This is a genomic window from Rathayibacter sp. VKM Ac-2803 (assembly GCF_009807175.1).
Lineage (GTDB): Bacteria > Actinomycetota > Actinomycetes > Actinomycetales > Microbacteriaceae > Rathayibacter.
On sequence record NZ_WUCD01000001.1, the window covers coordinates 2,116,371 to 2,135,007 of the forward strand.

Below are 18,637 nucleotides of genomic sequence, written 5' to 3' on the forward strand. Positions count from 1 at the left end.
TGTCGGGGTGAACGAGCTGCTGCACCCCGCCCCGCCCGCGATGCGGACGACGGGGACGGTGCGCGTGGTCGGCTCGGGACTCCTCGGCGCGTCCATCGGCCTCGGCCTCGCCTCGCGCGGGGTCGATGTGGTGCTCGACGACGCCTCGCCCGCGAGCCTCGCGCTCGCCATCGACTACGGCGCCGGCCGCGCCGCCTCCGACGATGACGACCCCGTGCTGGTCGTGGTCTGCGTGCCGCCCGACGTCGTCGCGAGCGTCGTCGAGCGCGAGCTCGCCGCGCATCCCTCCGCTGTCGTCACCGACGTCGCCAGCGTGAAGATGCAGCCCCTGCGCGAGCTGCGGGCCCGCGGGGTCGACCTGGTCCGCTACATCGGCTCGCACCCGATGGCCGGCCGCGAGCGCGGAGGCCCCGTCGCCGCGCGCGGGGACCTGTTCGTCGGGCGGCCGTGGGTGGTCTGCCGCGACGGCGAGACGACTCCGGACGCCCTCGCGCGGGTCGAGGCGCTGGCTCTCGACCTGGGCGCGACGATCGTCGAGATGGAGCCGGAGCAGCACGACCTCTCGGTCGGCCTCGTCTCGCACGTGCCGCAGATCGTCTCGTCGCTGCTGGGGCAGCGCCTCCTCGACGCACCCGACGACGCCCTGCGGCTCGCCGGCCAGGGGGTCCGCGACGTCACCCGCCTCGCGGCGTCCGCCCCCGAGCTCTGGGTGCAGATCCTCGGAGCGAATCGCGACCACATCGTGGCGGTCCTCGACAGCTTCCGCGACGACGTGGCCGAGGTGGCCGACGCGCTGCGCGAGCTCGACGCCCCCGGCACTCGCCGCCTCCTCGCAGAGCACCTCGCCGCGGGCAACGCCGGAGTCGCCCGGCTGCCGGGCAAGCACGGGCAGGCCCAGCGCTTCGCGACCCTGATCGTGCTGATCGACGATCTGCCCGGCACCCTCGCGCGCCTCCTGGTCGAGATCGGCGAGGCGGGCGTGAACCTCGAGGACGTGCGCCTCGAGCACGCGGAGGGGCGCCGGGTCGGACTCGCCGAGATCTCGGTGGTGCCCGAGGCGGTCGGCCCGCTGACCGACGAGCTGACGGCGCGCGGCTGGCGGATCGCCGGATGAGCGCCGAGCGGGCGCGCGGCGGGCCGACGAGGACGGAGCGGGCGCTGAGCGGGCGCGCCCAGTGGATGAGCGCCGAGCAGATGAGCGCCGAGTTGATGAGCACCGAGCAGATGAGCACCGAGAGCGTATGAGCACCGAGCAGAACAGGCAGGACGGCGGACTGAACCGGATGACCCCGGCCCGCCGCGCCCAGCAGAGCATTCCCGAGGACGGCGGCGACGCGGTCGAGCAGTCGCGTCGCGCGGCGGTCGACGAGTCGGCCGACTTCGGCGAGGCGACCGTCGTCGCCGTCGACGGACCGGCCGGCAGCGGCAAGTCGAGCGTCTCGCGCGAGGCCGCGCGCCGGCTCGACTTCGAGTTCCTCGACACGGGCGCCGCCTATCGCGCGCTCGCCTGGCACGGACTCGACATCGGGCTGGACTTCTCGGACGAGATCGCCATCGTCGACGCGCTCGACGGCTTCGACTACTCGATCGGCACCGATCCCGAGACCTACTCGGTCTGGGTGGGGCGGACGGAGGTGACGGCGGCGATCCGCGAGCCGCGCGTCACCGCGCAGGTGTCGGCCGTGGCGAAGGTGCCGGAGGTGCGACGGAGGATCACGCTGCTCTTCCGCCGCATCATCGGCGAGACCCGCAAGGCGGGCATCATCGTCGAGGGACGCGACATCACCACGGTGGTGGCGCCGACCGCTCCCGTGCGGATCCTCCTCACCGCGAGCGAAGAGGCTAGGATGGCGAGGCGTTCGCGCGAAGTCACCACGGAATCCGCTGAGGCGACGGGTCTGGCACTGCGGTCGAGGGACCGCGCCGACTCCCAGGTGGTCGACTTCATGAACGCCGCAGAAGGAGTCACTCTTCTCGACTCCACTCATCTCGACTTCGAGCAGACCGTCGACGCGGTCGTCGCCGAGGTCCGAACTTCGAGAGCAAGGGCCGATCATGGCACAGGACACTCACGTCGGTGACGACGAGCTGAACTTCCCGGACGACGATCTCGTCGATCGCCTCGGCGACCTCGACGAGCAGCTCGCCGCCTCCCGCGCCCAGGCGCTGCGCAGCGGACTCGAGGACTACGACCTCGACGAGGAGGACCTGACACTCCTCGAGTACGCGAGCGGCGACTCCGACGAGGTGATCTACCTCCCGGCACTGCCGGTCGTGGCGATCGTCGGCCGTCCGAACGTGGGCAAGTCCGCGCTCGTGAACCGCATCCTCGGCCGCCGCGAGGCCGTCGTCGAGGACACCCCCGGTGTCACGCGCGACCGCGTCTCGTACAAGGCCGAGTGGCTCGACCGCGCCTTCACCATCGTCGACACCGGCGGATGGGAGCCCGACGCCCGCGGCATCGACGCGTCCGTCGCGGTGCAGGCCGAGATCGCGATCGACCTGGCCGACGCCGTGATCTTCGTGGTCGACGCCAACGTCGGTGCGACCGCGACCGACGAGCACGTCGTTCGCCTGCTGCGCAAGACGAAGAAGCCCGTGTTCCTCGCGGCCAACAAGGTCGACGACGTGCGCCAGGAGCCGAACGCCGCCTCACTGTGGTCGCTCGGCCTCGGCGAGCCGTACCCCGTCTCGGCCGTGCACGGTCGCGGCGTCGCGGATCTGCTCGACACGGTGCTGAAGAAGCTGCCCCTCGAGTCGGCCGTCGCCAAGCGCGAGATCGGCGGGCCCCGCCGGGTCGCGATCCTCGGCCGACCGAACGTCGGCAAGTCGAGCCTCCTGAACAAGGCCGCGGGTGAGGAGCGGGTCGTCGTCAACGAGCTCGCCGGCACCACCCGCGACCCGGTCGACGAGCAGGTCGAGATCGCCGGCAAGGTGTGGCGCTTCGTCGACACCGCCGGCATCCGCCGCCGCGTGCACCTGCAGCAGGGCGCCGACTTCTACGCGTCGCTGCGGACCTCGACCGCTCTCGAGAAGGCCGAGGTCGCGGTCGTCGTGATCGACGTATCGGAGCCGATCTCGGAGCAGGACGTCAGGATCATCGACCTCGTCCTCGAGTCGGGCCGCGCCCTGGTCCTCGCCTTCAACAAGTGGGACCTCCTCGACGACGAGCGCCGCCGCTACCTCGAGCGCGAGATCGAGAAGGACCTCCACCACGTGGCGTGGGCGCCGCGCGTCAACATCTCGGCCAAGACCGGCCGCCACCTCGAGAAGCTGGTTCCCGCCCTCGAGCTCGCCCTCGAGTCGTGGGACACCCGCATCCCGACCGGCAAGTTCAACGCGTTCCTCGCCGAGCTCACGGCGGCGCACCCGCACCCGCTGCGCGGCGGCAAGCAGCCGCGTGTGCTGTTCGGCACGCAGGCGTCGTCGCGTCCGCCGACATTCGTGCTCTTCACGACCGGGTTCCTCGACCCGGGCTACCGCCGCTACATCCAGCGCCGACTCCGCGAGATCTACGGGTTCGAGGGGTCGCCGGTGAACGTCAACATGCGCGTCCGCGAGAAGCGGGTGCGCTGAGGTCCTGCCTCAGGCTGCTTCGGCTCGTCGTTCCGCGTTCGGCTCGCAGGAATCCTCGGATTCTGCGAGCCGGACGTGTCTCCGCGAGCCGGAGCTCGTTGCGCGTCGAAGCGCCGGGGAGGCGTCTCAGTCGCTGGTGGCGAAGGGCCACCACGACGGGAGCAGGCGGCGGTACGCGGCGAGGTAGCTGTCGGGCGTGCGCGGCGCCGGAAGGCGGAGCCACTCCTCCATCAGGCCGGTCGATCCCGCGGCCAGGAACGACGCCGTGCCCTCGGCCAGGAACCCCCCGAGCCCATCGGCGTCGGGCAGCTCGAGTGTGCCCGTCGCGAGTGTTTCGATGACCGACGAGCGGAAGTGACGGGCGAGCATCGCCCGGAGTCCCGAGTCACCCCCTGCGGAGTCGAAGGCGCGCAGGTAGAGATCGCGGTGCGCCTCCAGGTGCGCCAGGATCCCCGCCGTCCCCCGCCGGATGGCCGCGTCGGTCGCGACTCCCTCGCGGAGAGTGGCGAGGTACTCGTCCCGGACGACGTCGAGCTCACCGCGGAGGGCGGCGCAGAGGAGATCGGCGGCGGAGGCGGAGTGCGCGTAGAACGTCGAGCGGTTCACGCCGGCGCGATCGGTGATGTCCGACACCGTCAGACTCGAGACCTCCGTGGCAGTAGCCAGGTCGATGATGGCCCTGTGCAGGGCCACCTGCGACCGCTTCTGCCGTGCGTCCACTGCTGCTGCCTCCCGGGGTCTCGCGGCGTCGAACTCGGCGCCCCGGCGAGTCTACGCAACGCCGAGTGCCGCTCTCGTTTTCACTTCCCGCGGTGCGATCCGCTAGGGTAGTCGAGTTGCCCGGGCCTCGTCCCGGACTGCCACGGGCTGTGGCGCAGCTTGGTAGCGCACTTGACTGGGGGTCAAGGGGTCGCAGGTTCAAATCCTGTCAGCCCGACAGAAAGCCCTGATGAGACGTCGTTCTCATCGGGGCTTCGTCATGTCCGGGACGGAACTCCGGACTCGGAGTCGCGTGCGACGTCGGCTCGGGCGCCCCTTCGCTGAGAGAGTACGAGGGTGCCGCCCGGAGGCGCGTTTTCCGGCCAGACGTCGCGACGGCTCGGGTCCGTGCCCCCGCGGGCAGGCCGGCTGTGGTGCTCCCGTCGGACCCGCGCGTACCCTGGCGGGCATGCACAGGATCTTCACGACCAGCGTGGCCTCGGTGTATCCGCACTACGTCGCGAAGGCCGAGCGCAGAGGGCGGACGAAGGCCGACGTCGACGCGGTCATCGAGTGGCTGACCGGCTACTCCGACGCCGAGCTGCTGGGGCACCTCGAGAACGGCACGACCTTCGAGGAGTTCTTCGCCCGGGCGACCATGAACCCGAACACCGACCTGGTGACCGGCGTGGTCTGCGGTGTGCGCGTGGAGGAGGTGGAGGATCCGCTGATGCAGAAGATCCGCCGGCTCGACAAGCTCATCGATGAACTGCGTACGAGCAGGCCGATGGCGAAGGTGCTGCGAAGCTGATCGGCGATCGGACCTCGTGACGACCCGTCAGCGGGTCAGGGACCGACGATCATCCGCGCCTCGACCGGTGGCGGAGTGCAGGCCTCGCGAAGACGGCCCAGGTGGTACCGCCAGCCGCGCTCATGAGCGTGCCGCAGCTCGCCGGAGACGCCGATCCGGGTGAAGCCCTCCTCGGTGATCTCGACTCGGGTACCGCGGACGCTGCGCGACAGCAGGATCCGGACGGTGAGCGGCCCCTTCCAGCCGGGTTCCCTCCACTCGTACTCGAGCCGTTCAGGAGCCGCCGCCTCGACGACGTGGCCGTTCGCTTCGAACGACTCCCCACCGTCGGACCAGGTCTCGCGCAAGGGTGACCCTGCGACGGGCTCGAACCGGAGCTCGGGCCACCACGCGGCCCGGTCGACGAGCGCCTGCCAGACGACCTGCGGGCTCGCCTCGATCTCGATCGCCGCAGCGGCGGAGTCCTCACCCATCGCCGTCCCCGCTTCCGGCGCTGTCGGGTCGGTGCGTCGCGGGCGGACCTCGGCGCCGACGGACGGCGACGACGATCAGGGCGACGACTCCTCCGACGGCGAGCCAGGGGAGGAGGAAGCCGATGCCGACCAGAGCGCCGTTCGCCGCGACGATCAGGCCGTTCCAGCCGGCGAGGAGACCATCGAGGAAGCCCGTCGGCTGCGCCGAGGTGGGAGACGACTCCGGAACAGCGGTGACCGTGAGGGAGGCGAGGGACACCTGGCCCTCGAGGGCCGTGAGCTGCTGCTGGGCGGACTCGAGCGAGGCCTGGCGATCGGCGAGAGCGGACTCGGCCGCGAGCAGATCGGGGAGGCTGCCGGCCTGGGCGATGAGCTCGGTGAGCCGGTCGACGGAGGCCTGCGCCGAGTCGACGCGGGCGCGCAGATCGATGGCCTGCGTCGTGACGTCGGCGCGGCTGATCGAGCTCTCGGTCACGGTGCCGAGGGCGGTGAGGGAGTCGCGCGCCTCGGCAAGTCGGTCGGCCGGGACTCGGATCGTGATCACGCCCGAGCCCTCGGGCACGGGTGCGGAGACGTACGGATCGACGGCCATCGCGTCGGTCGTCGCCTCGAGGGCGGACGTGGTCGAGCTCTCGACGTAGCCGCCGAGGGCCGTCGCGGTGCTGCCGAGCGCGTCGAGGGCGTCGCTGACGGAGTCGACCTCGAGGGTGGCGGAGGCGCTCGACACGATCTCGCGCGTCGATGCATCGCCTGCGGCCGACTCCGGGGAGTCGGGGGCCGTCTGCGGGTTCGACTCGTTGCCGGAACCCGCGAACGCCGGCGCCTCGTCGGCGGCCGAGGATCCGGCGCTCGAGGAAGAGCCCGTGCCGATGGTGCCGACCAGGGGACCGATGACCACCGCGAGGACGAGCAGGCCTGCGGCGGCGCCTCCGAGGGTCGCCGTTCGGCGACGGCGTGACGCCCGAGCCGTTCGGGAGGCGCCGATGGAGCGGAAGACCCGGGCCTCGAGGGCGGAGACCCTCTCGTCGGCAAGGGGGGCGAGGGTGATGGGGTCGGTCACGGCTGCTCCGCTCCTCGGAAGTCGTCGACCACGAGGCGCAGGCGGCGGCGCACCCGGGACAGGCGGTTGCGGACGGTGGCGTGCGAGACGCCGAGGGTCGCGGCGGCCTCGTCGTACCCGCGGCCCTCGGTGGCGCAGAGCCGGAAGATCGCCCGGTCGAGCTCGCCGAGCCCCTGGGTCTCGCGCAGGATCGCCTCGGTGAGCGCCGTCGTCACCATCTGCTGCTCGAGGTCGTGCGGCGACGCGAGGTCGTCGTCGGCCTCGACGGTCTGCTCGCGATCACGCCGACGGGAGCGGACCCGGTTCGCCGCCTGGAATCGGCAGATCGTCGCAAGCCAGGGGAGGAGGGAGTCGCTCGCGAGCTCGAGCCCGCCGAGCTTGCTCCATGCGATGACGAAGGTCTCCTGCGCGATGTCCTCGGCCTCGCCCGCATCGCGCAGAACGCCGTGCGCGAGCCAGTAGACCGGCCGGATGTAGGCCCGGTAGAGGCTCCGGAAGGCGAGCTCGCTGCCGGCGGCGGCACGACGCACGAGCTCCGCATCCGTCTCCTGCACCGTCGTCACGACCCCACCTCTTCTCGCCCTCACTCTGACAGTGTCAGGAAGGGGGCGATCGTCTCAGGATGAGGTCGTCCGGATCGTCAGCTCGGGTGGACGATCTGCTGGAGCGCCCAGGTGTTGCCGTCGGGATCGGCGAAGTAGACGAACTCGCCCCAGGGCTGCGAGTCGATCTCGGAGACCTCGGCGCCCCGCGCCCGGAGCTCTGCGTGCGCCTCCTTTGCACTCGCGACGACCATCTGCAGCCCCTTCTGCGAGCCCGGCTCCATCTCGGTGATGCCGATGCCGAGGACGATGGAGCACGCCGAGCCGGGAGGGGTGAGCTGCACGAAGCGCAGGCCCTCGTGCACCACGTGGTCGTGGTCGGCGATGAAGCCGATGGTGTTCACGTAGAAGTCCTTCGCCCGGTCGACGTCCGTGACCGGGACGGGGATCAGTTCGAGCTTCATGTCCATGGGGTTCTCCTCTGCTCCTTCGCGGGGCGGCGGCCGGTCGGGCCGTCGCGAGATCGACGCTAGAGCCCGATCAGGTCGTTTCCTGTCCTGATTCGGTAGCAGAATCGCCGCATGTCCCAGACGACCTCCCGCGTTCTCGCGCTGCTCGACCTGCTGCAGACCCATCAGCAGTGGAGCGGGCCGGTGCTCGCGGCGCGCCTGGGTCACCGAACGGACCCTGCGGCGCGATGTCGAGCGCCTCCGCGAGCTCGGCTACGCGGTCGTGGCGGCCCGCGGTGCCACCGGCGGCTATCGTCTCGAGGCCGGCACGCGCGTGCCGCCCCTCCTCCTCACCGACGACGAGGCGGTGACCGTCGCGGTCGGGCTGCGCCTGGCGGCGGACGAGGGGCTCGAGGACGGCGCCCGGACCACGCTGAGCGCGCTGGCGAAGTTCGAGCAGGTGCTGCCGTCGGCGCTGCGCGAGCGGGTGAACGCCGTGAGTCGCCTGCAGCGGTGGCGGCTGCCGCGCGAGGCGGCGGTTCCGCAGGAGCTGCTCGGTCGGCTGGCGCTCGCCTGTCGCGACCAGGAGCGCATCCGCTTCCACTACACCGCGGCGGACGGCGCGGAGTCGGATCGGCTCGTGGACCCGCACGCCGTGGTCTCCACCCGGCGCACCTGGGTGCTCATCGGCTGGGACCTGCGCCGGGAGGGATGGCGGACCTTCCGGCTGGACAGGACGCGCCGGCTGACCGGGACGCGCGTCCGCTTCGAGGCGAGGATCGGCCCGGACGCCGTGGCGGACACGGCGGGGCGGGGCGAGTTCCGCCTGGACGTCCTGCTGCCGCTGCCCCTCGGTGAGGCGACGGCCCTGCTCGGCAGGTGGTCGGCCGGTGCGGTCGCCGAGGGCGAGAGGCTGACGAGATGGCCGATCGATGCCGAGACGTCCGAGGGCCTGCTCTCGGCACTCGTCTGGATCCCGGCGCACGTCGGGTTCCGGTTGGAGGGGAGTCCCGAGACGATCTCGGTCGTCGCGACGGCGCTCGAGAGGCTGCGGGAGGCGGTCGCGTCCGCCGGCGACGGTCAGCGACCGTCCTCCCCAGGCCGCTCCTGACGGCCCCTCTCCACCGATCGGGCTGTGCGGCCTCCGCGGTCGGCGCGGAACGACGACTGTGGCCGCATGACCGCAACCGATCGCTCGCCCTCGACCGCCCCCGCTCGCGAACCGGAGCTGCTCCGCGCCCGTGAGTTCGCCGATCTGCTCGCCATCGTCCCCTCGATGATCGGGATGAGAGCCGAGGACTCCCTCGTCGTCGTGCCGTTCCTGGGAAGGCGGGCGGGCGGCGGGTTCCGGCTCCCGCTGCCCGACAGACTGCGCCGATCCGAGATCCAGGCTCTGGCTCGGGGCTGCACCGGACTGATGGCGGCGGTGCGGGACGCCGACGCCGCGCTGGCCGTCGTCTACACGAGCGGCACCTTCGAGCAGTCGCGCGGCATCCCTCTGCTCGATCTCGGTCGGGCGGTGCTCCGCCGGCTGGAGCGGACCGATCTCGGGATCGTCGGAGTGGCCTGCGTCGCGGCGGACGGCTGGGGCCGGTACACCATTCCGGCCGAGAGCCGGAGCCCGCGGCCGCTGTCCGAGCTCGAGGGGAGCGAGGCAGGGATACTCGCGAGGGCGGCGACACCGGATCCGCTCGACGTCCGGGCGCTCGCCGGGCTGCCCGACGTGTCCGCGGCCGACCGCGCGATCGTCGCGGCGGTCCTCGACCGGGGGCCGGGAGTGGCGCTCGACGCGATCTCGATGGTCGAGCGCTGGCTCGCCTCGCCGCCGACGGCCGGGCAGGATGCGCGGATCATCCGCGTGATGCAGTCGCCGGCGCTGCGCGACCGGATCACCATCCAGATCGCGCTCGGGCGCGGGGCGGCAGAGCAGTCGCGCCGCCTGCAGCACCGTCTCGAGGCCGTGCAGGCGACGACCGGCGAGTCGATGGACGAGATCGTCGAGCGCGAGACCGCCGCGAGCGACGTCGACGAGCACGACCTCGCGTCGGCGGCCCTGATGATGGGGACCGGCGCCGGTCCGGATCGGCGCCGGGTGGAGCGGGCGACCGCCTCGCTCGCCCGCCTCGCCGCACTCGCGCCGAGGGAGGCGCGACCCCCGGTGCTGACGGTCCTCGCCTGGTGCTGGTGGGCGCTCGGAGTGGCGTCACTGGCGGCTGTCCATCTGGAGTCGGCGCTCCGGATCGATCCGGGCTACTCGATGGCCCAGCTCTACCGCACGGTCTTCGCGTCCCGTTCGCTGCCGGACTGGGTCGTCGGCGCGGCCTCGGAGTCGCTCGTCGCCGCCTCCGAGCACCCGTGATCAGTTCATCGAGTGCGTCGGGGCGCCTCCGGCGCGAGGTCGGCGGCGTAGGCGGTGACGGAGCGCTGATAGCGGGGAAGAGCGGGAACGAGCGCTTCGAGCGCGATCCGCAGCGCCTCGTCGGGGCGCCCCGCGCTGTGCAGGGCGAGGGCGAGGAACACCTCCCGGGCCGCGCCGATCGCGGGATGCGAGGGCGAGGCGCTGAGGAGCTCCACCGCCTCCTCGGCGCGACCGAGATTCCGCAGGGTGGAGGCGTACTGGATGCTCAGCCGCGCGCGTCGCTCGTCATCGAGCCCGGCCGCGAGGGCGCGCTCGTACTCCACGGCCGCCTCCGCCTCGTGCCCGGCGCTGTCGAGGGCGCCGCCGAGCTCGAAGTGTGCGGAGCCGTCGGAGCCCGGGAACTCCGCAGCGAGGCCGCGCATCCGGGCGAGGACGTGCTCGGGATCATCGTGCTGCCACAGCCGGTCGACGGAGTCCTGCCAGGCAGCGGTGGGGTCGGAACTCATGCTCCGACGGTAGCGGCCGCGCCGCTCGGCGCGGGATCAGGCGGTGCCGTCGGCGGCCGAGGTCGGCGAGTCGGGCGACGTGGGGGAGTCCGTCGACGCGGGAGAGTCGACCGAGGCGGCGGAGTCGGGCGAGGAGGAGCCGGCGGCGCGGCGGCCGGCCTCGATCGCGGCCGTCGAGGCGACCGCTCCGGCGACCACGGCGACGAGCGCCCAGCCCGCGCCCCACTTCTTCTTCCCGAGGAGACCGTCGAACGAGAGAGGTCCCGGACCGTCGGCGACGATCGCGGCCGACGCGGCAACCAGCAGGCCGTTGAACTCCCAGCCTCCGCCCGCGTTCCACAGGCCGTTGCTCCAGTGCACCTTGCGGACCGCGGTGACCATGGTCGCGATCAGACCCGCCGCGGCGAGCGGCGTGGCTGCTCCGAGAGCGAGGGCCGCACCGCCGGCCGTCTCGGTCACGGCCGCGGCGAGCGCGTTGCGCCGGGGCGGGTGCATCTCGAGGCTCTCCATCATCTGCTGGGTGCCCTCGAGACCGGGGCCGCCGAACGAGCCGCGGAGCTTCTGCAGGCCGTGGCCGACGAAGAGACCGCCGACGGCGAGACGGAGAATGAGCGAGCCGACCTTCATGGTGACCTCCGGAGACTGGGGGGAGCGGGACGAGTCGAGCGTGACTCCCTGCCCGACCCCGGTCAAGGGGTCGCGCGCCCGGGATCCGCGTGGTGCTCGCTCGCAGAGGGGATGCGAGTGATGCGGTCAACCGGTTGGACTCCTATGATCGGAGCAGAACGCACCTCGAAGGAGAGAACGCATGACCGGTCGCCTCATCGGCAAGAACGCCCTCGTCACGGGAGCCGGCTCCGGCATCGGCAGAGCCGTCGCCGAGCGCTTCGCTCGGGAGGGGGCCCGCGTCGCCTTCTCCGATCGCGACCTGGCCGCGGCCGAGAGCGCCGCCTCCGCGTTCCCCGAGGCGATCGCCGTCGCTCTCGACATCTCGGACGAGTCGAGCGTCGAGCAGGCCTTCGCCCGCCTCGGCGACGAGGGCCGCAGCCCCGACGTGATCGTCGCGAACGCCGGTGTCCAGCTGTTCGGGCAGGACGCGAAGATCGCCGACCTCGAGCTGGACGTCTGGCGCCGCACCCTCGACATCAACCTCACCGGCACCTTCCTCACGGTGAAGCACGCGGTGCGCGCCCTCCGGGGACGCGGCGGCTCGATCATCCTCACCGGCAGCCCGACCGGGCTCAACGGCGAGGGCCAGGACTTCACCGCCTACAGCAGCTCGAAGGCCGGCATCCACGGTCTCGCCCGCACGGTCGCCGCCGCGTACGCCGGCGAGGGGATCCGCGTCAACACGGTCGTGCCCGGGTACACCGAGACTCCGCTCGTCACCGCGATCTCCGGAGACGCCGCCGCCCGCGCCGCCATCACCTCCCGCATCCCGCTCGGCCGCCCGGGCTCGGCGGAGGACGTCGAGGGGATCATGGTCTACCTCGCCAGCGACGAGTCGAGCTACGCGACCGGAGCCCTGTTCCGCGTCGACGGCGGCATGACGACGCTCTGAGGATGGTCGCGATCCGGATCCTGCCGACGGAGCCCGCGCTCCCCGTCGACCTCCTGCTCCCCGCCGAGCGCGACGAGCAGCTGATCCGCGCGGGCGAGTGGTCCTTCCGCCTTTCGGACGGTCGACTCGACGACCTCCGCTACGGCACGGCGCTGATCCTCCGCGGCGTCCGCTTCGTGGTCCGCGACCGCGACTGGGGCACGCTGCCGACGACGCGGGCCTCCGCCGTTGCGGCGGACGGCGGTCTGCTGATCGAGGGCGAGAGCTCGGACGCGGCGGCGCGGGTGCACTGGACTCTGCGGGTCGGCGTCGAGGACGCGGCGCTGACGATCTCCCTCGAGGCGGTCGCGGCCTCCTCGTTCCTCCGCAACCGGCTCGGGCTGGTCGTCCTGCACTCCCCCCGGGAAGCGGGCGCGCCGTTCGAGGCCCGCCGTCCCGACGGCGCCCGCGAGTCGCTGGTCTTCCCCGAGCGGATCGCCCCGCACCAGCCGGCGCGAGACCTGGCGGGGCTCGCGTTCCGCGTGGGCGACCTGCCGGTCGACCTCTCGTTCGAGGGCGACGTGTTCGAGATGGAGGACCAGCGCAACTGGACCGACTCCTCGTTCAAGACCTACTCCACTCCGCTCGATCTGCCCTTCCCCGTGCCGGTCGGCGCGGGCGACACCGTGCGCCAGAGCGTCCGGATCGCCTGCGCCGCCACCCCGCCGACCGCCCCCCGGCGGGAGCCGGCCCCCGAGAGCGCCGAGGTCGTGACGCTGCGCACCGGCGGGGAGTCGTACCCGCTCCCCGAGATCCGCACTGCCGCGTCCAGCGCTCCCGTCTCGGAGCGCTCGCCGTACCGCGCCGCCCTCGGCCTGCTGGTCGAGATCGACCCGCGGTGGGCGGGCTGGCGGCGAGCACTGCACCGCGCGATCGAGGACGCTCCCGGCCCGATCGATCTGCGGATCGTGGCCGCGACGGTCGACGACGTCGACACCGTTCTCGACGAGCTCGGTGCCACGGCGTTCTCGCGCCTGGGGGTCTTCGCGGCCGTCGGTCACCGGAGTGAGCCGGAGCTCCTCGACCGGGCGCGGCGAGCCGCCGACGAGCGCGGTGCCGAGGTGATCGGCGGTGTCCGCTCGCACTTCACCGAGCTGAACCGGGGCGCGGAGGCGCTGGCCGGAGTCGACGCTCCGCTCGCCTTCAGCCTCACCCCGTTCATGCACGACCGCTCGGGTCACCAGCTCGTCGAGTCGCTCGAGCAGCAGCGCACCGTGGTCCGCGACGCGACGCGGATCGCCGGCGGACGTCGCCTGCACATCGGGCCGGTCACGCTGGGCTCGCGGATGAACGCCGTCTCGACCTCGCCGTTCGACCCCGGCGACTCCGACATCGATCTGGCCGGCTACGGCCCGCACCGCCTCCCCGGCGCGACCGAGGAGCGGCAGCTGTCGCCGGCGCTCGCGGCCTGGGTGGTCGGGAGTCTCGACGCTCTCGCCCAGGAGGGCGTCGACTCCCTCGCCTTCTTCGAGCAGTGGGGGCCGCGGGGGATCGCCGGCGACGACGGGCCGACGCCCGCGGGCCGCGTCCTCGAGTGGGCCGCCGAGCTGACAGGAGCCGCGCGCCTCGCCGTCGAGGCATCGGGCCTCGCCGCACTGGGCGCGGCCCGCGGGGACGAGATCGTCATCCTGCTCGGCAACCTCGGGGGCGAGGCGGTCGAGGTCGCCGCGCCAGGAGTCGTCCGGTGGCGACGAGCGGGCGGCGCCGGCGACGACACCGGCCCGATCCGCCTGGCGCCGGGAGACGCGGTCAGGATCGTGCTCGCGGCCTCTCAGCCCAGCAGAGTGTAGGTCGACGCCTCCATGAAGACGGTGCCGTCGGTGCAGACCTCGATCGAGGCGGGAGCGCGGACGGCGGCGTCCACCGCGTCGACGACCTCGGCCACGAGGTACGCGGAGGTCGCGGTGGGGCAGCCGTGAGCGCCGGGGGAGTGCCACGCCACGCGGACGTCGGCCTGCCCGCCGGGGACCAGGGGGACGAGTCCGTACGGGTTCGGTCCCGTGGCGGCCGCGACCGCTCCGAGGCGGACGCCGTCGGCGTCGGTCGCGTAGACGCCCGGGATCCCCGCGAGGGTGCAGGTCGCGGCGGTGGCGTTCGTGAAGACCAGGTCGAAGGCGCTGCTGCCGGCACCGGAGGCCTCGGGATCGGGGCGGTACTCGAGCACCAGGTCACTGCCGACGCAGCGCGCGACCTCCGGCGCTGCGGGCGGCTCCGGTGCGACGGGCGGCTCCGGTGCAACGGTGGGCTCGGGGGCGATCGTCGGCTCCGGCGCGACAGGGGGCTCCGGTGCGGCGGTCGGCCCCGGAGTCACGGTCGACTGCGGAGTCGCGGAGGGCGTCGCCGAGACGGTCGGAGTCGGCAGCGGCGTCCGCGACGACGCCACGTCCGTCCGCCCCGCGCAGCCCGTGACGAGGAGGGCGGTCACGGCGGCGACGGCGACGGCGGCGGTGACGCGGCGCAGGATCGTGCTCATGCCCCGATCCTGCCACCGCGCGTCAGCTCCCGGTGTCGGCCAGGCGTCGGGACGCGGTGCTCATGTGCGCCTCCATCGCGCGGGCGGCAGCGGCGGGGTCGCCCGCCTCCAGCGCCTCGAGCACCGCGCGGTGCTCGGTGAACGCGTCGACGGCCTGCTCCGGGCTGCTCAGCGCACGCTCGACCCACAGCCTCAGCAGCGAGCGGATCGTCTGCAGCAGATCGCGCAGCACGACGTTCCCGGCGCTGAGCGCGATCTGGAGGTGGAAGCGCACATCGGCGTCGACGAACGCGCTGATGTCGTCGAGGTGCGACTCCATCGCGGCGAGGTGCGCGCGCAGCTTCTCGAGACCCTCGTCGTCGATCCGGATCGCGGCGAGCATGGCGGCCTGGATCTCGAGGCCGCTCCGCACCTCGATGAGCTCGGCGGTCCGGCCGGCCGAGAGCATGAGGCCCCAGCTCAGCGTCGTCGGCAGGAGCTCGGAGGTGCTGTCGCGGAGGTAGGTGCCCGAGCCGGGGCGCACCGAGACGATGCCGAGGATCTCGAGCGCGGCGAGCGCCTCCCGCACGGCCGACCGGCCGACTCCGAGGCTCTCGGCGAGCTGGCGCTCGGGAGGCAGTCGCGACCCGGGCACGAGATCGCCGCGGGTGAGGAGTGAGGTGAGCTGCTTGGCGACCTCGGCGACCGCCGTCCCGCGGGGCAGGGTCTGCAGCTCGAGGCGCACGAGGGACGGATCGTCTTCGGGGTACGCCGGCATGCTCCGACGCTAGCAATCGCAGGCACGGGCGGGCGGCAGCGACGCGAGCCGCGAACCGGTTGACAGGAGATCGGCGCAGGGAGCATCATGTAATTGGTCAACCGGTCAGCCAATTTCACCGAATTCGCGCCGGGACTCCAACACAGTCGTTGACACGGATCAGGAGATCGACGTGGACCTTCCCCCTCAGACCGGACGGCCGACCGCCGACGCCGCCGTCGAGAAGAGCACGATCAGGAAGATCTCGGTGCGCCTCGTGCCGTTCGTCGCCCTGATGTTCTTCATCAACTACCTCGACCGCACGGCCATCGGCTTCGCCGCGCCGAACGGCATGGAGGCCGACCTGGCCCTCTCGGCCGCTCAGTTCGGCTTCGCCTCGGGCGTCTTCTTCATCGGCTACATCCTGCTGGAGGTGCCGAGCAACCTCGCGCTGCACCGCTTCGGCGCCCGCCGCTGGCTCGCCCGCATCATGGTCAGCTGGGGCATCGTCGCGCTCCTGTTCACCTGGGTGCAGAACTTCGAGCAGCTCGTCGTCCTGCGCTTCCTGCTCGGAGTCGCCGAGGCCGGCTTCTTCCCGGGCGCCATCCTCTTCCTCAGCCTCTGGGTGCCGGCGAAGCACCGCTCGAAGATCCTCGCGCTCTTCTACCTGGCGCAGCCGCTCACCACGGTCATCGGCGCCCCGCTCGCGGGCATCCTGATCGAGCAGGACGGGATCTTCGGCCTCGAGGGCTGGCGGTTCATGTTCCTCGGCGTCTCGATCCCGGCGATCATCGTCGGCCTCATCGCCTGGTTCTACCTCAAGGACAAGCCCTCCGACGCCAAGTGGCTGACCCGCGAGGAGCAGGTCTGGCTCACCGCCGCGCTCCAGCGCGAGGAGGACGTCAAGACCAAGGGCGTCGCAACGCACCCCAAGATGTCGTCGGCGTTCAAGAGCGGCCGCGTCTGGATGCTGAGCTTCGTCTACTTCGGCTTCATCTACGGCCTCTACGCGCTGGCCTTCTTCCTCCCCACGATCATCGAGGGCTTCCAGGAGCAGTACGGCACGACCTTCGGCATCTTGGAGAAGGGCCTGATCACGGCGATCCCGTACGTGCCCGCCGCCATCGCGCTCTACCTCTGGTCGCGCGACGCCACCCGCCGCGGGGTCCGCACCTGGCACATCGTCATCCCGGCGATCGCCGGCGGCCTGAGCATCCCGCTCGCCCTGTTCGCCGGCTCGCCCGCCGCGACCATCGCGGTCATCACCGTCACGGCGATGGCGGTCTTCTCGGCGCTGCCCAACTTCTGGACCTTCCCGACGCGCTTCCTCACCGGCGCCGCGGCAGCCGCGGGCATCGCCCTCATCAACACCGTCGGCAACCTCGCCGGCTTCTCGGCCCCGTACATCACCGGTGCCCTGAGGGACGCGACCGGCGGCTACGAGGTGCCGATGTTCATCGTCGGCTTCTTCCTGCTGCTCTCGGCGGTGCTGATGGCGCTGCTGGCCCGCCGGTACAAGGACGCGCCGCTCGACGCGCCCACCGTCGAGGTCATCGCGCACTAGCGCCGTCCCCTCCGCCGACACTGCACCGCACCGAACAGGACTGAACCCATGACCCGGCTCTACAACGACCCGTCCGACTTCGCCGACGAGATGATCGACGGCTTCGTCGCCGCGAACCGCCGCTTCGTGCGGCGCGTGCAGGGAGGCGTGGTACGCTCGACCGTGAGCGCACCCGGCTCGGTCGCGCTGGTGGTCGGCGGCGGCTCCGGCCACTACCCGGCCTTCGGCGGGCTGGTGGGGCAGGGACTCGCCCACGGTGCGGCGATGGGGAACCTGTTCGCCTCGCCGTCGGCCCAGCAGGTGCACTCGGTCGCGAAGGCGGCCGAGCACGGCGGCGGTGTGCTGCTGAGCTACGGCAACTACGCGGGCGACGTGCTCCACTTCGACGCGGCCGAGCGGCGCCTCCGCGACGAGGGGATCGACGTGCGCACCGTGACGGTGACCGACGACATCTCGAGCGCCGCGCCGCACGAGAAGCACAAGCGCCGTGGCATCGCGGGCGATCTCACCGTCTTCAAGGTCGCCGGCGCCGCGGCCGAGGAGGGCGCGTCGCTCGACGAGGTCGAGCGGATCGCCGCCCTCGCCAACGAGCGCACCCGCTCGTTCGGCGTCGCGTTCTCGGGCTGCTCGCTGCCCGGCGCCGCCGAGCCGCTCTTCGAGGTGCCGGAGGGCCGCATGGCGGTCGGCATGGGCATCCACGGCGAGCCCGGCATCCGCGAGGACGACGTGCCCTCGGCCGACGGTCTCGCCGAGCTGCTGGTCGAGTCGCTGCTCGCCGAGCGGCCCGAGGGGATCGAGGTGCTCGAGGGCGCCCGGCTCGTGGTGATCCTCAACGGGCTCGGCTCGGTCAAGTACGAGGAGCTGTTCGTCGTCTACTCCGGAGTCGAGCGCCGCCTGCGCGCCCTCGGCATCGAGGTGCTCGAGCCCGAGGTCGGCGAGCTCGTCACGAGCTTCGACATGGCGGGCGTCTCGCTCACCTTCTTCTGGGTCGACGACGAGCTCGAGCGGCTCTGGGCGGCTCCGGCGGAGACGCCCGCCTACCGCAAGGGCGCCGTGCGCGCCGCGGCGTCGGTCGACGAGTCGGCGGAGGTGTCGGCCGGCCCGGTCGCGATCGGCGCGGCGTCCGCTGACTCCCGCGAGGCCGCTGCCACCGTGCTCGCCGCGCTCGAGGCGACGGAGCGCGTGATCGACGAGAACGCCGACGAGCTCGGCCGGATCGACGCGGTCGCCGGAGACGGCGATCACGGCATCGGCATGCAGCGCGGTGTGCGTGCGGCCGTCGCCGCCGCCCGCTCGGCCCTCGAGGCGGGCGCGGGGTCGGGCACGGTGCTCGCCCACGCGGGCGACGCCTGGTCCGACCGCGCCGGCGGCACCTCCGGAGCCCTCTGGGGCGCGGCCCTCGACGCCGTCGGCGCGGCTCTCGGCGACACCGAGCGGCCCACCGCGGAGTCGGTGCTCGCGGGGGTCGAGGGGGCGCGCACGGCGATCCTCGCCTTCGGCGCGACTCCGGGGGACAAGACGATGGTCGACTCGCTCGTGCCGTTCGCCGACGTGCTCGGTGCCCAGGTCGCTGCCGGTGCACCGCTCGCGGAGGCCTGGCGTGACGCCGCCCTCGCCTGCACCGGAGCCGCCGCCGCCACCGCGCAGCTTCTGCCGAAGATGGGCCGCGCGCGCCCCCACGCCGAGAAGAGCCTCGGGACACCGGACGCCGGAGCCCACTCGCTCGCGCTGATCGTCACCGCTGTCGGCGCGGTCCTGGCCGAGAACGACTCCCGAACCGGCGCGTAGC

The 18,637-nt window shown here is 72.6% G+C and carries 20 protein-coding genes and 1 tRNA gene; 12 read left to right on the forward strand and 9 right to left on the reverse strand.

What is annotated here, in order from left to right:
- Nucleotides 1–40 precede the first annotated feature (40 nt).
- The 4 genes from GRS96_RS09835 to der are packed head-to-tail and all read left to right on the forward strand — an operon-like array spanning nucleotide 41 to nucleotide 3,576.
- Complete coding sequence (locus GRS96_RS09835) at nucleotides 41–1,114, forward strand: prephenate dehydrogenase (protein WP_159989299.1); 1,074 nt, start codon at nucleotides 41–43, stop codon at nucleotides 1,112–1,114.
- Nucleotides 1,111–1,245, forward strand: coding sequence for a hypothetical protein (locus GRS96_RS20800; RefSeq protein ID WP_268817147.1), 135 nt, complete (start codon nucleotides 1,111–1,113; stop codon nucleotides 1,243–1,245). Before GRS96_RS09835 ends, GRS96_RS20800 begins: the two co-directional genes overlap by 4 nt.
- Entirely contained in the window at nucleotides 1,242–2,081 is an 840-nt protein-coding gene (gene cmk / locus GRS96_RS09840; protein WP_235022015.1) for a (d)CMP kinase, read from the forward strand. The genes GRS96_RS20800 and cmk overlap by 4 nt, the downstream gene beginning before the upstream one ends.
- The gene (gene der, locus GRS96_RS09845; RefSeq protein WP_159988376.1) at nucleotides 2,056–3,576 is read left to right on the forward strand and encodes a ribosome biogenesis GTPase Der; all 1,521 of its coding nucleotides are present in this window, start codon (nucleotides 2,056–2,058) and stop codon (nucleotides 3,574–3,576) included. The genes cmk and der overlap by 26 nt, the downstream gene beginning before the upstream one ends.
- Nucleotides 3,577–3,702: 126 nt before the next feature.
- Here the strand turns inward: der and GRS96_RS09850 are convergent, their stop codons facing one another.
- Nucleotides 3,703–4,209, reverse strand: a complete 507-nt coding sequence (locus tag GRS96_RS09850; protein ID WP_159988377.1) for a TetR/AcrR family transcriptional regulator — start codon at nucleotides 4,207–4,209, stop codon at nucleotides 3,703–3,705.
- Between the two features lie 230 nt (nucleotides 4,210–4,439).
- On the opposite strand from GRS96_RS09850, the gene GRS96_RS09855 reads away from it, so the two are divergent.
- Nucleotides 4,440–4,513 (forward strand) — tRNA-Pro (locus GRS96_RS09855).
- A gap of 231 nt (nucleotides 4,514–4,744) precedes the next feature.
- Entirely contained in the window at nucleotides 4,745–5,086 is a 342-nt protein-coding gene (locus tag GRS96_RS09860) for a DUF2200 domain-containing protein (protein WP_159857011.1), read from the forward strand.
- A 35-nt stretch (nucleotides 5,087–5,121) separates the two neighbouring features.
- Here the strand turns inward: GRS96_RS09860 and GRS96_RS09865 are convergent, their stop codons facing one another.
- From GRS96_RS09865 to GRS96_RS09880, 4 genes are all read right to left on the reverse strand, one after another.
- Nucleotides 5,122–5,559 carry an SRPBCC family protein gene (locus GRS96_RS09865; RefSeq protein WP_159988378.1) on the reverse strand — a complete coding sequence of 146 codons (438 nt, stop codon included), beginning with the start codon at nucleotides 5,557–5,559 and terminating at the stop codon, nucleotides 5,122–5,124.
- Nucleotides 5,552–6,619: a DUF4349 domain-containing protein gene (locus GRS96_RS09870; RefSeq protein ID WP_159988379.1), complete on the reverse strand. Its 1,068-nt coding sequence runs from the start codon at nucleotides 6,617–6,619 to the stop codon at nucleotides 5,552–5,554. Before GRS96_RS09870 ends, GRS96_RS09865 begins: the two co-directional genes overlap by 8 nt.
- A complete protein-coding gene (locus GRS96_RS09875) occupies nucleotides 6,616–7,182 on the reverse strand; it encodes an RNA polymerase sigma factor (RefSeq protein ID WP_159988380.1) in 567 nt (188 codons plus the stop codon). Before GRS96_RS09875 ends, GRS96_RS09870 begins: the two co-directional genes overlap by 4 nt.
- A 77-nt stretch (nucleotides 7,183–7,259) precedes the next feature.
- Complete coding sequence (locus GRS96_RS09880; RefSeq protein WP_159857017.1) at nucleotides 7,260–7,631, reverse strand: VOC family protein; 372 nt, start codon at nucleotides 7,629–7,631, stop codon at nucleotides 7,260–7,262.
- A gap of 262 nt (nucleotides 7,632–7,893) precedes the next feature.
- On the opposite strand from GRS96_RS09880, the gene GRS96_RS09885 reads away from it, so the two are divergent.
- Both GRS96_RS09885 and GRS96_RS09890 read left to right on the forward strand, forming a co-directional pair.
- The gene (locus GRS96_RS09885) at nucleotides 7,894–8,721 is read left to right on the forward strand and encodes a helix-turn-helix transcriptional regulator (protein WP_236553606.1); all 828 of its coding nucleotides are present in this window, start codon (nucleotides 7,894–7,896) and stop codon (nucleotides 8,719–8,721) included.
- 66 nt (nucleotides 8,722–8,787) lie between these two features.
- Nucleotides 8,788–9,969 (forward strand): DUF4192 family protein, encoded by a 1,182-nt coding sequence (locus GRS96_RS09890; protein ID WP_159988381.1) that lies wholly within the window; start codon nucleotides 8,788–8,790, stop codon nucleotides 9,967–9,969.
- Between the two features lie 5 nt (nucleotides 9,970–9,974).
- Here the strand turns inward: GRS96_RS09890 and GRS96_RS09895 are convergent, their stop codons facing one another.
- On the reverse strand, nucleotides 9,975–10,475 hold the full coding sequence (locus tag GRS96_RS09895) for a tetratricopeptide repeat protein (protein WP_236553607.1): 501 nt from the start codon (nucleotides 10,473–10,475) through the stop codon (nucleotides 9,975–9,977).
- A 36-nt stretch (nucleotides 10,476–10,511) separates the two neighbouring features.
- Nucleotides 10,512–11,102 (reverse strand): DoxX family protein, encoded by a 591-nt coding sequence (locus GRS96_RS09900; RefSeq protein WP_159988382.1) that lies wholly within the window; start codon nucleotides 11,100–11,102, stop codon nucleotides 10,512–10,514.
- Nucleotides 11,103–11,283: 181 nt separating this feature from the next.
- Between GRS96_RS09900 and GRS96_RS09905 the strand changes: the two genes are divergently transcribed.
- Both GRS96_RS09905 and GRS96_RS09910 read left to right on the forward strand, forming a co-directional pair.
- Nucleotides 11,284–12,036, forward strand: coding sequence for an SDR family NAD(P)-dependent oxidoreductase (locus GRS96_RS09905; RefSeq protein WP_159988383.1), 753 nt, complete (start codon nucleotides 11,284–11,286; stop codon nucleotides 12,034–12,036).
- Nucleotides 12,037–12,038: 2 nt separating this feature from the next.
- Nucleotides 12,039–13,865, forward strand: coding sequence for a hypothetical protein (locus tag GRS96_RS09910; protein ID WP_159988384.1), 1,827 nt, complete (start codon nucleotides 12,039–12,041; stop codon nucleotides 13,863–13,865).
- Here GRS96_RS09910 and GRS96_RS09915 read toward each other — a convergent pair.
- Together GRS96_RS09915 and GRS96_RS09920 are read right to left on the reverse strand one after the other, a co-directional pair.
- Nucleotides 13,847–14,548 carry a DUF4232 domain-containing protein gene (locus GRS96_RS09915; RefSeq protein WP_159857031.1) on the reverse strand — a complete coding sequence of 234 codons (702 nt, stop codon included), beginning with the start codon at nucleotides 14,546–14,548 and terminating at the stop codon, nucleotides 13,847–13,849. The two genes, GRS96_RS09910 and GRS96_RS09915, sit on opposite strands and share 19 nt — an antisense overlap.
- Before the next feature lie 22 nt (nucleotides 14,549–14,570).
- Nucleotides 14,571–15,305, reverse strand: a complete 735-nt coding sequence (locus GRS96_RS09920) for a FadR/GntR family transcriptional regulator (RefSeq protein WP_159988385.1) — start codon at nucleotides 15,303–15,305, stop codon at nucleotides 14,571–14,573.
- A gap of 274 nt (nucleotides 15,306–15,579) precedes the next feature.
- On the opposite strand from GRS96_RS09920, the gene GRS96_RS09925 reads away from it, so the two are divergent.
- Nucleotides 15,580–16,848, forward strand: coding sequence for an MFS transporter (locus tag GRS96_RS09925; RefSeq protein WP_442966634.1), 1,269 nt, complete (start codon nucleotides 15,580–15,582; stop codon nucleotides 16,846–16,848).
- A 48-nt stretch (nucleotides 16,849–16,896) separates the two neighbouring features.
- Nucleotides 16,897–18,636: a dihydroxyacetone kinase family protein gene (locus GRS96_RS09930; protein WP_159988387.1), complete on the forward strand. Its 1,740-nt coding sequence runs from the start codon at nucleotides 16,897–16,899 to the stop codon at nucleotides 18,634–18,636.
- Nucleotide 18,637: the final 1 nt, after the last annotated feature.

Coding starts and splice junctions, on each gene's coding strand:
- GRS96_RS20800 (WP_268817147.1), top strand. CDS start 1,111: ATGAGCGCCGAGCGGGCGCGCGGCGGGCCGACGAGGACGGAGCGGGCG.
- GRS96_RS09860 (WP_159857011.1), top strand. CDS start 4,745: ATGCACAGGATCTTCACGACCAGCGTGGCCTCGGTGTATCCGCACTAC.
- cmk (WP_235022015.1), top strand. CDS start 1,242: ATGAGCACCGAGCAGAACAGGCAGGACGGCGGACTGAACCGGATGACC.
- GRS96_RS09930 (WP_159988387.1), top strand. CDS start 16,897: ATGACCCGGCTCTACAACGACCCGTCCGACTTCGCCGACGAGATGATC.
- GRS96_RS09905 (WP_159988383.1), top strand. CDS start 11,284: ATGACCGGTCGCCTCATCGGCAAGAACGCCCTCGTCACGGGAGCCGGC.
- GRS96_RS09890 (WP_159988381.1), top strand. CDS start 8,788: ATGACCGCAACCGATCGCTCGCCCTCGACCGCCCCCGCTCGCGAACCG.
- GRS96_RS09880 (WP_159857017.1), bottom strand. CDS start 7,631: ATGGACATGAAGCTCGAACTGATCCCCGTCCCGGTCACGGACGTCGAC.
- GRS96_RS09835 (WP_159989299.1), top strand. CDS start 41: ATGCGGACGACGGGGACGGTGCGCGTGGTCGGCTCGGGACTCCTCGGC.
- GRS96_RS09920 (WP_159988385.1), bottom strand. CDS start 15,305: ATGCCGGCGTACCCCGAAGACGATCCGTCCCTCGTGCGCCTCGAGCTG.
- GRS96_RS09900 (WP_159988382.1), bottom strand. CDS start 11,102: ATGAAGGTCGGCTCGCTCATTCTCCGTCTCGCCGTCGGCGGTCTCTTC.
- GRS96_RS09865 (WP_159988378.1), bottom strand. CDS start 5,559: ATGGGTGAGGACTCCGCCGCTGCGGCGATCGAGATCGAGGCGAGCCCG.
- GRS96_RS09915 (WP_159857031.1), bottom strand. CDS start 14,548: ATGAGCACGATCCTGCGCCGCGTCACCGCCGCCGTCGCCGTCGCCGCC.
- GRS96_RS09925 (WP_442966634.1), top strand. CDS start 15,580: ATGTTCTTCATCAACTACCTCGACCGCACGGCCATCGGCTTCGCCGCG.
- der (WP_159988376.1), top strand. CDS start 2,056: ATGGCACAGGACACTCACGTCGGTGACGACGAGCTGAACTTCCCGGAC.
- GRS96_RS09910 (WP_159988384.1), top strand. CDS start 12,039: ATGGTCGCGATCCGGATCCTGCCGACGGAGCCCGCGCTCCCCGTCGAC.
- GRS96_RS09895 (WP_236553607.1), bottom strand. CDS start 10,475: ATGAGTTCCGACCCCACCGCTGCCTGGCAGGACTCCGTCGACCGGCTG.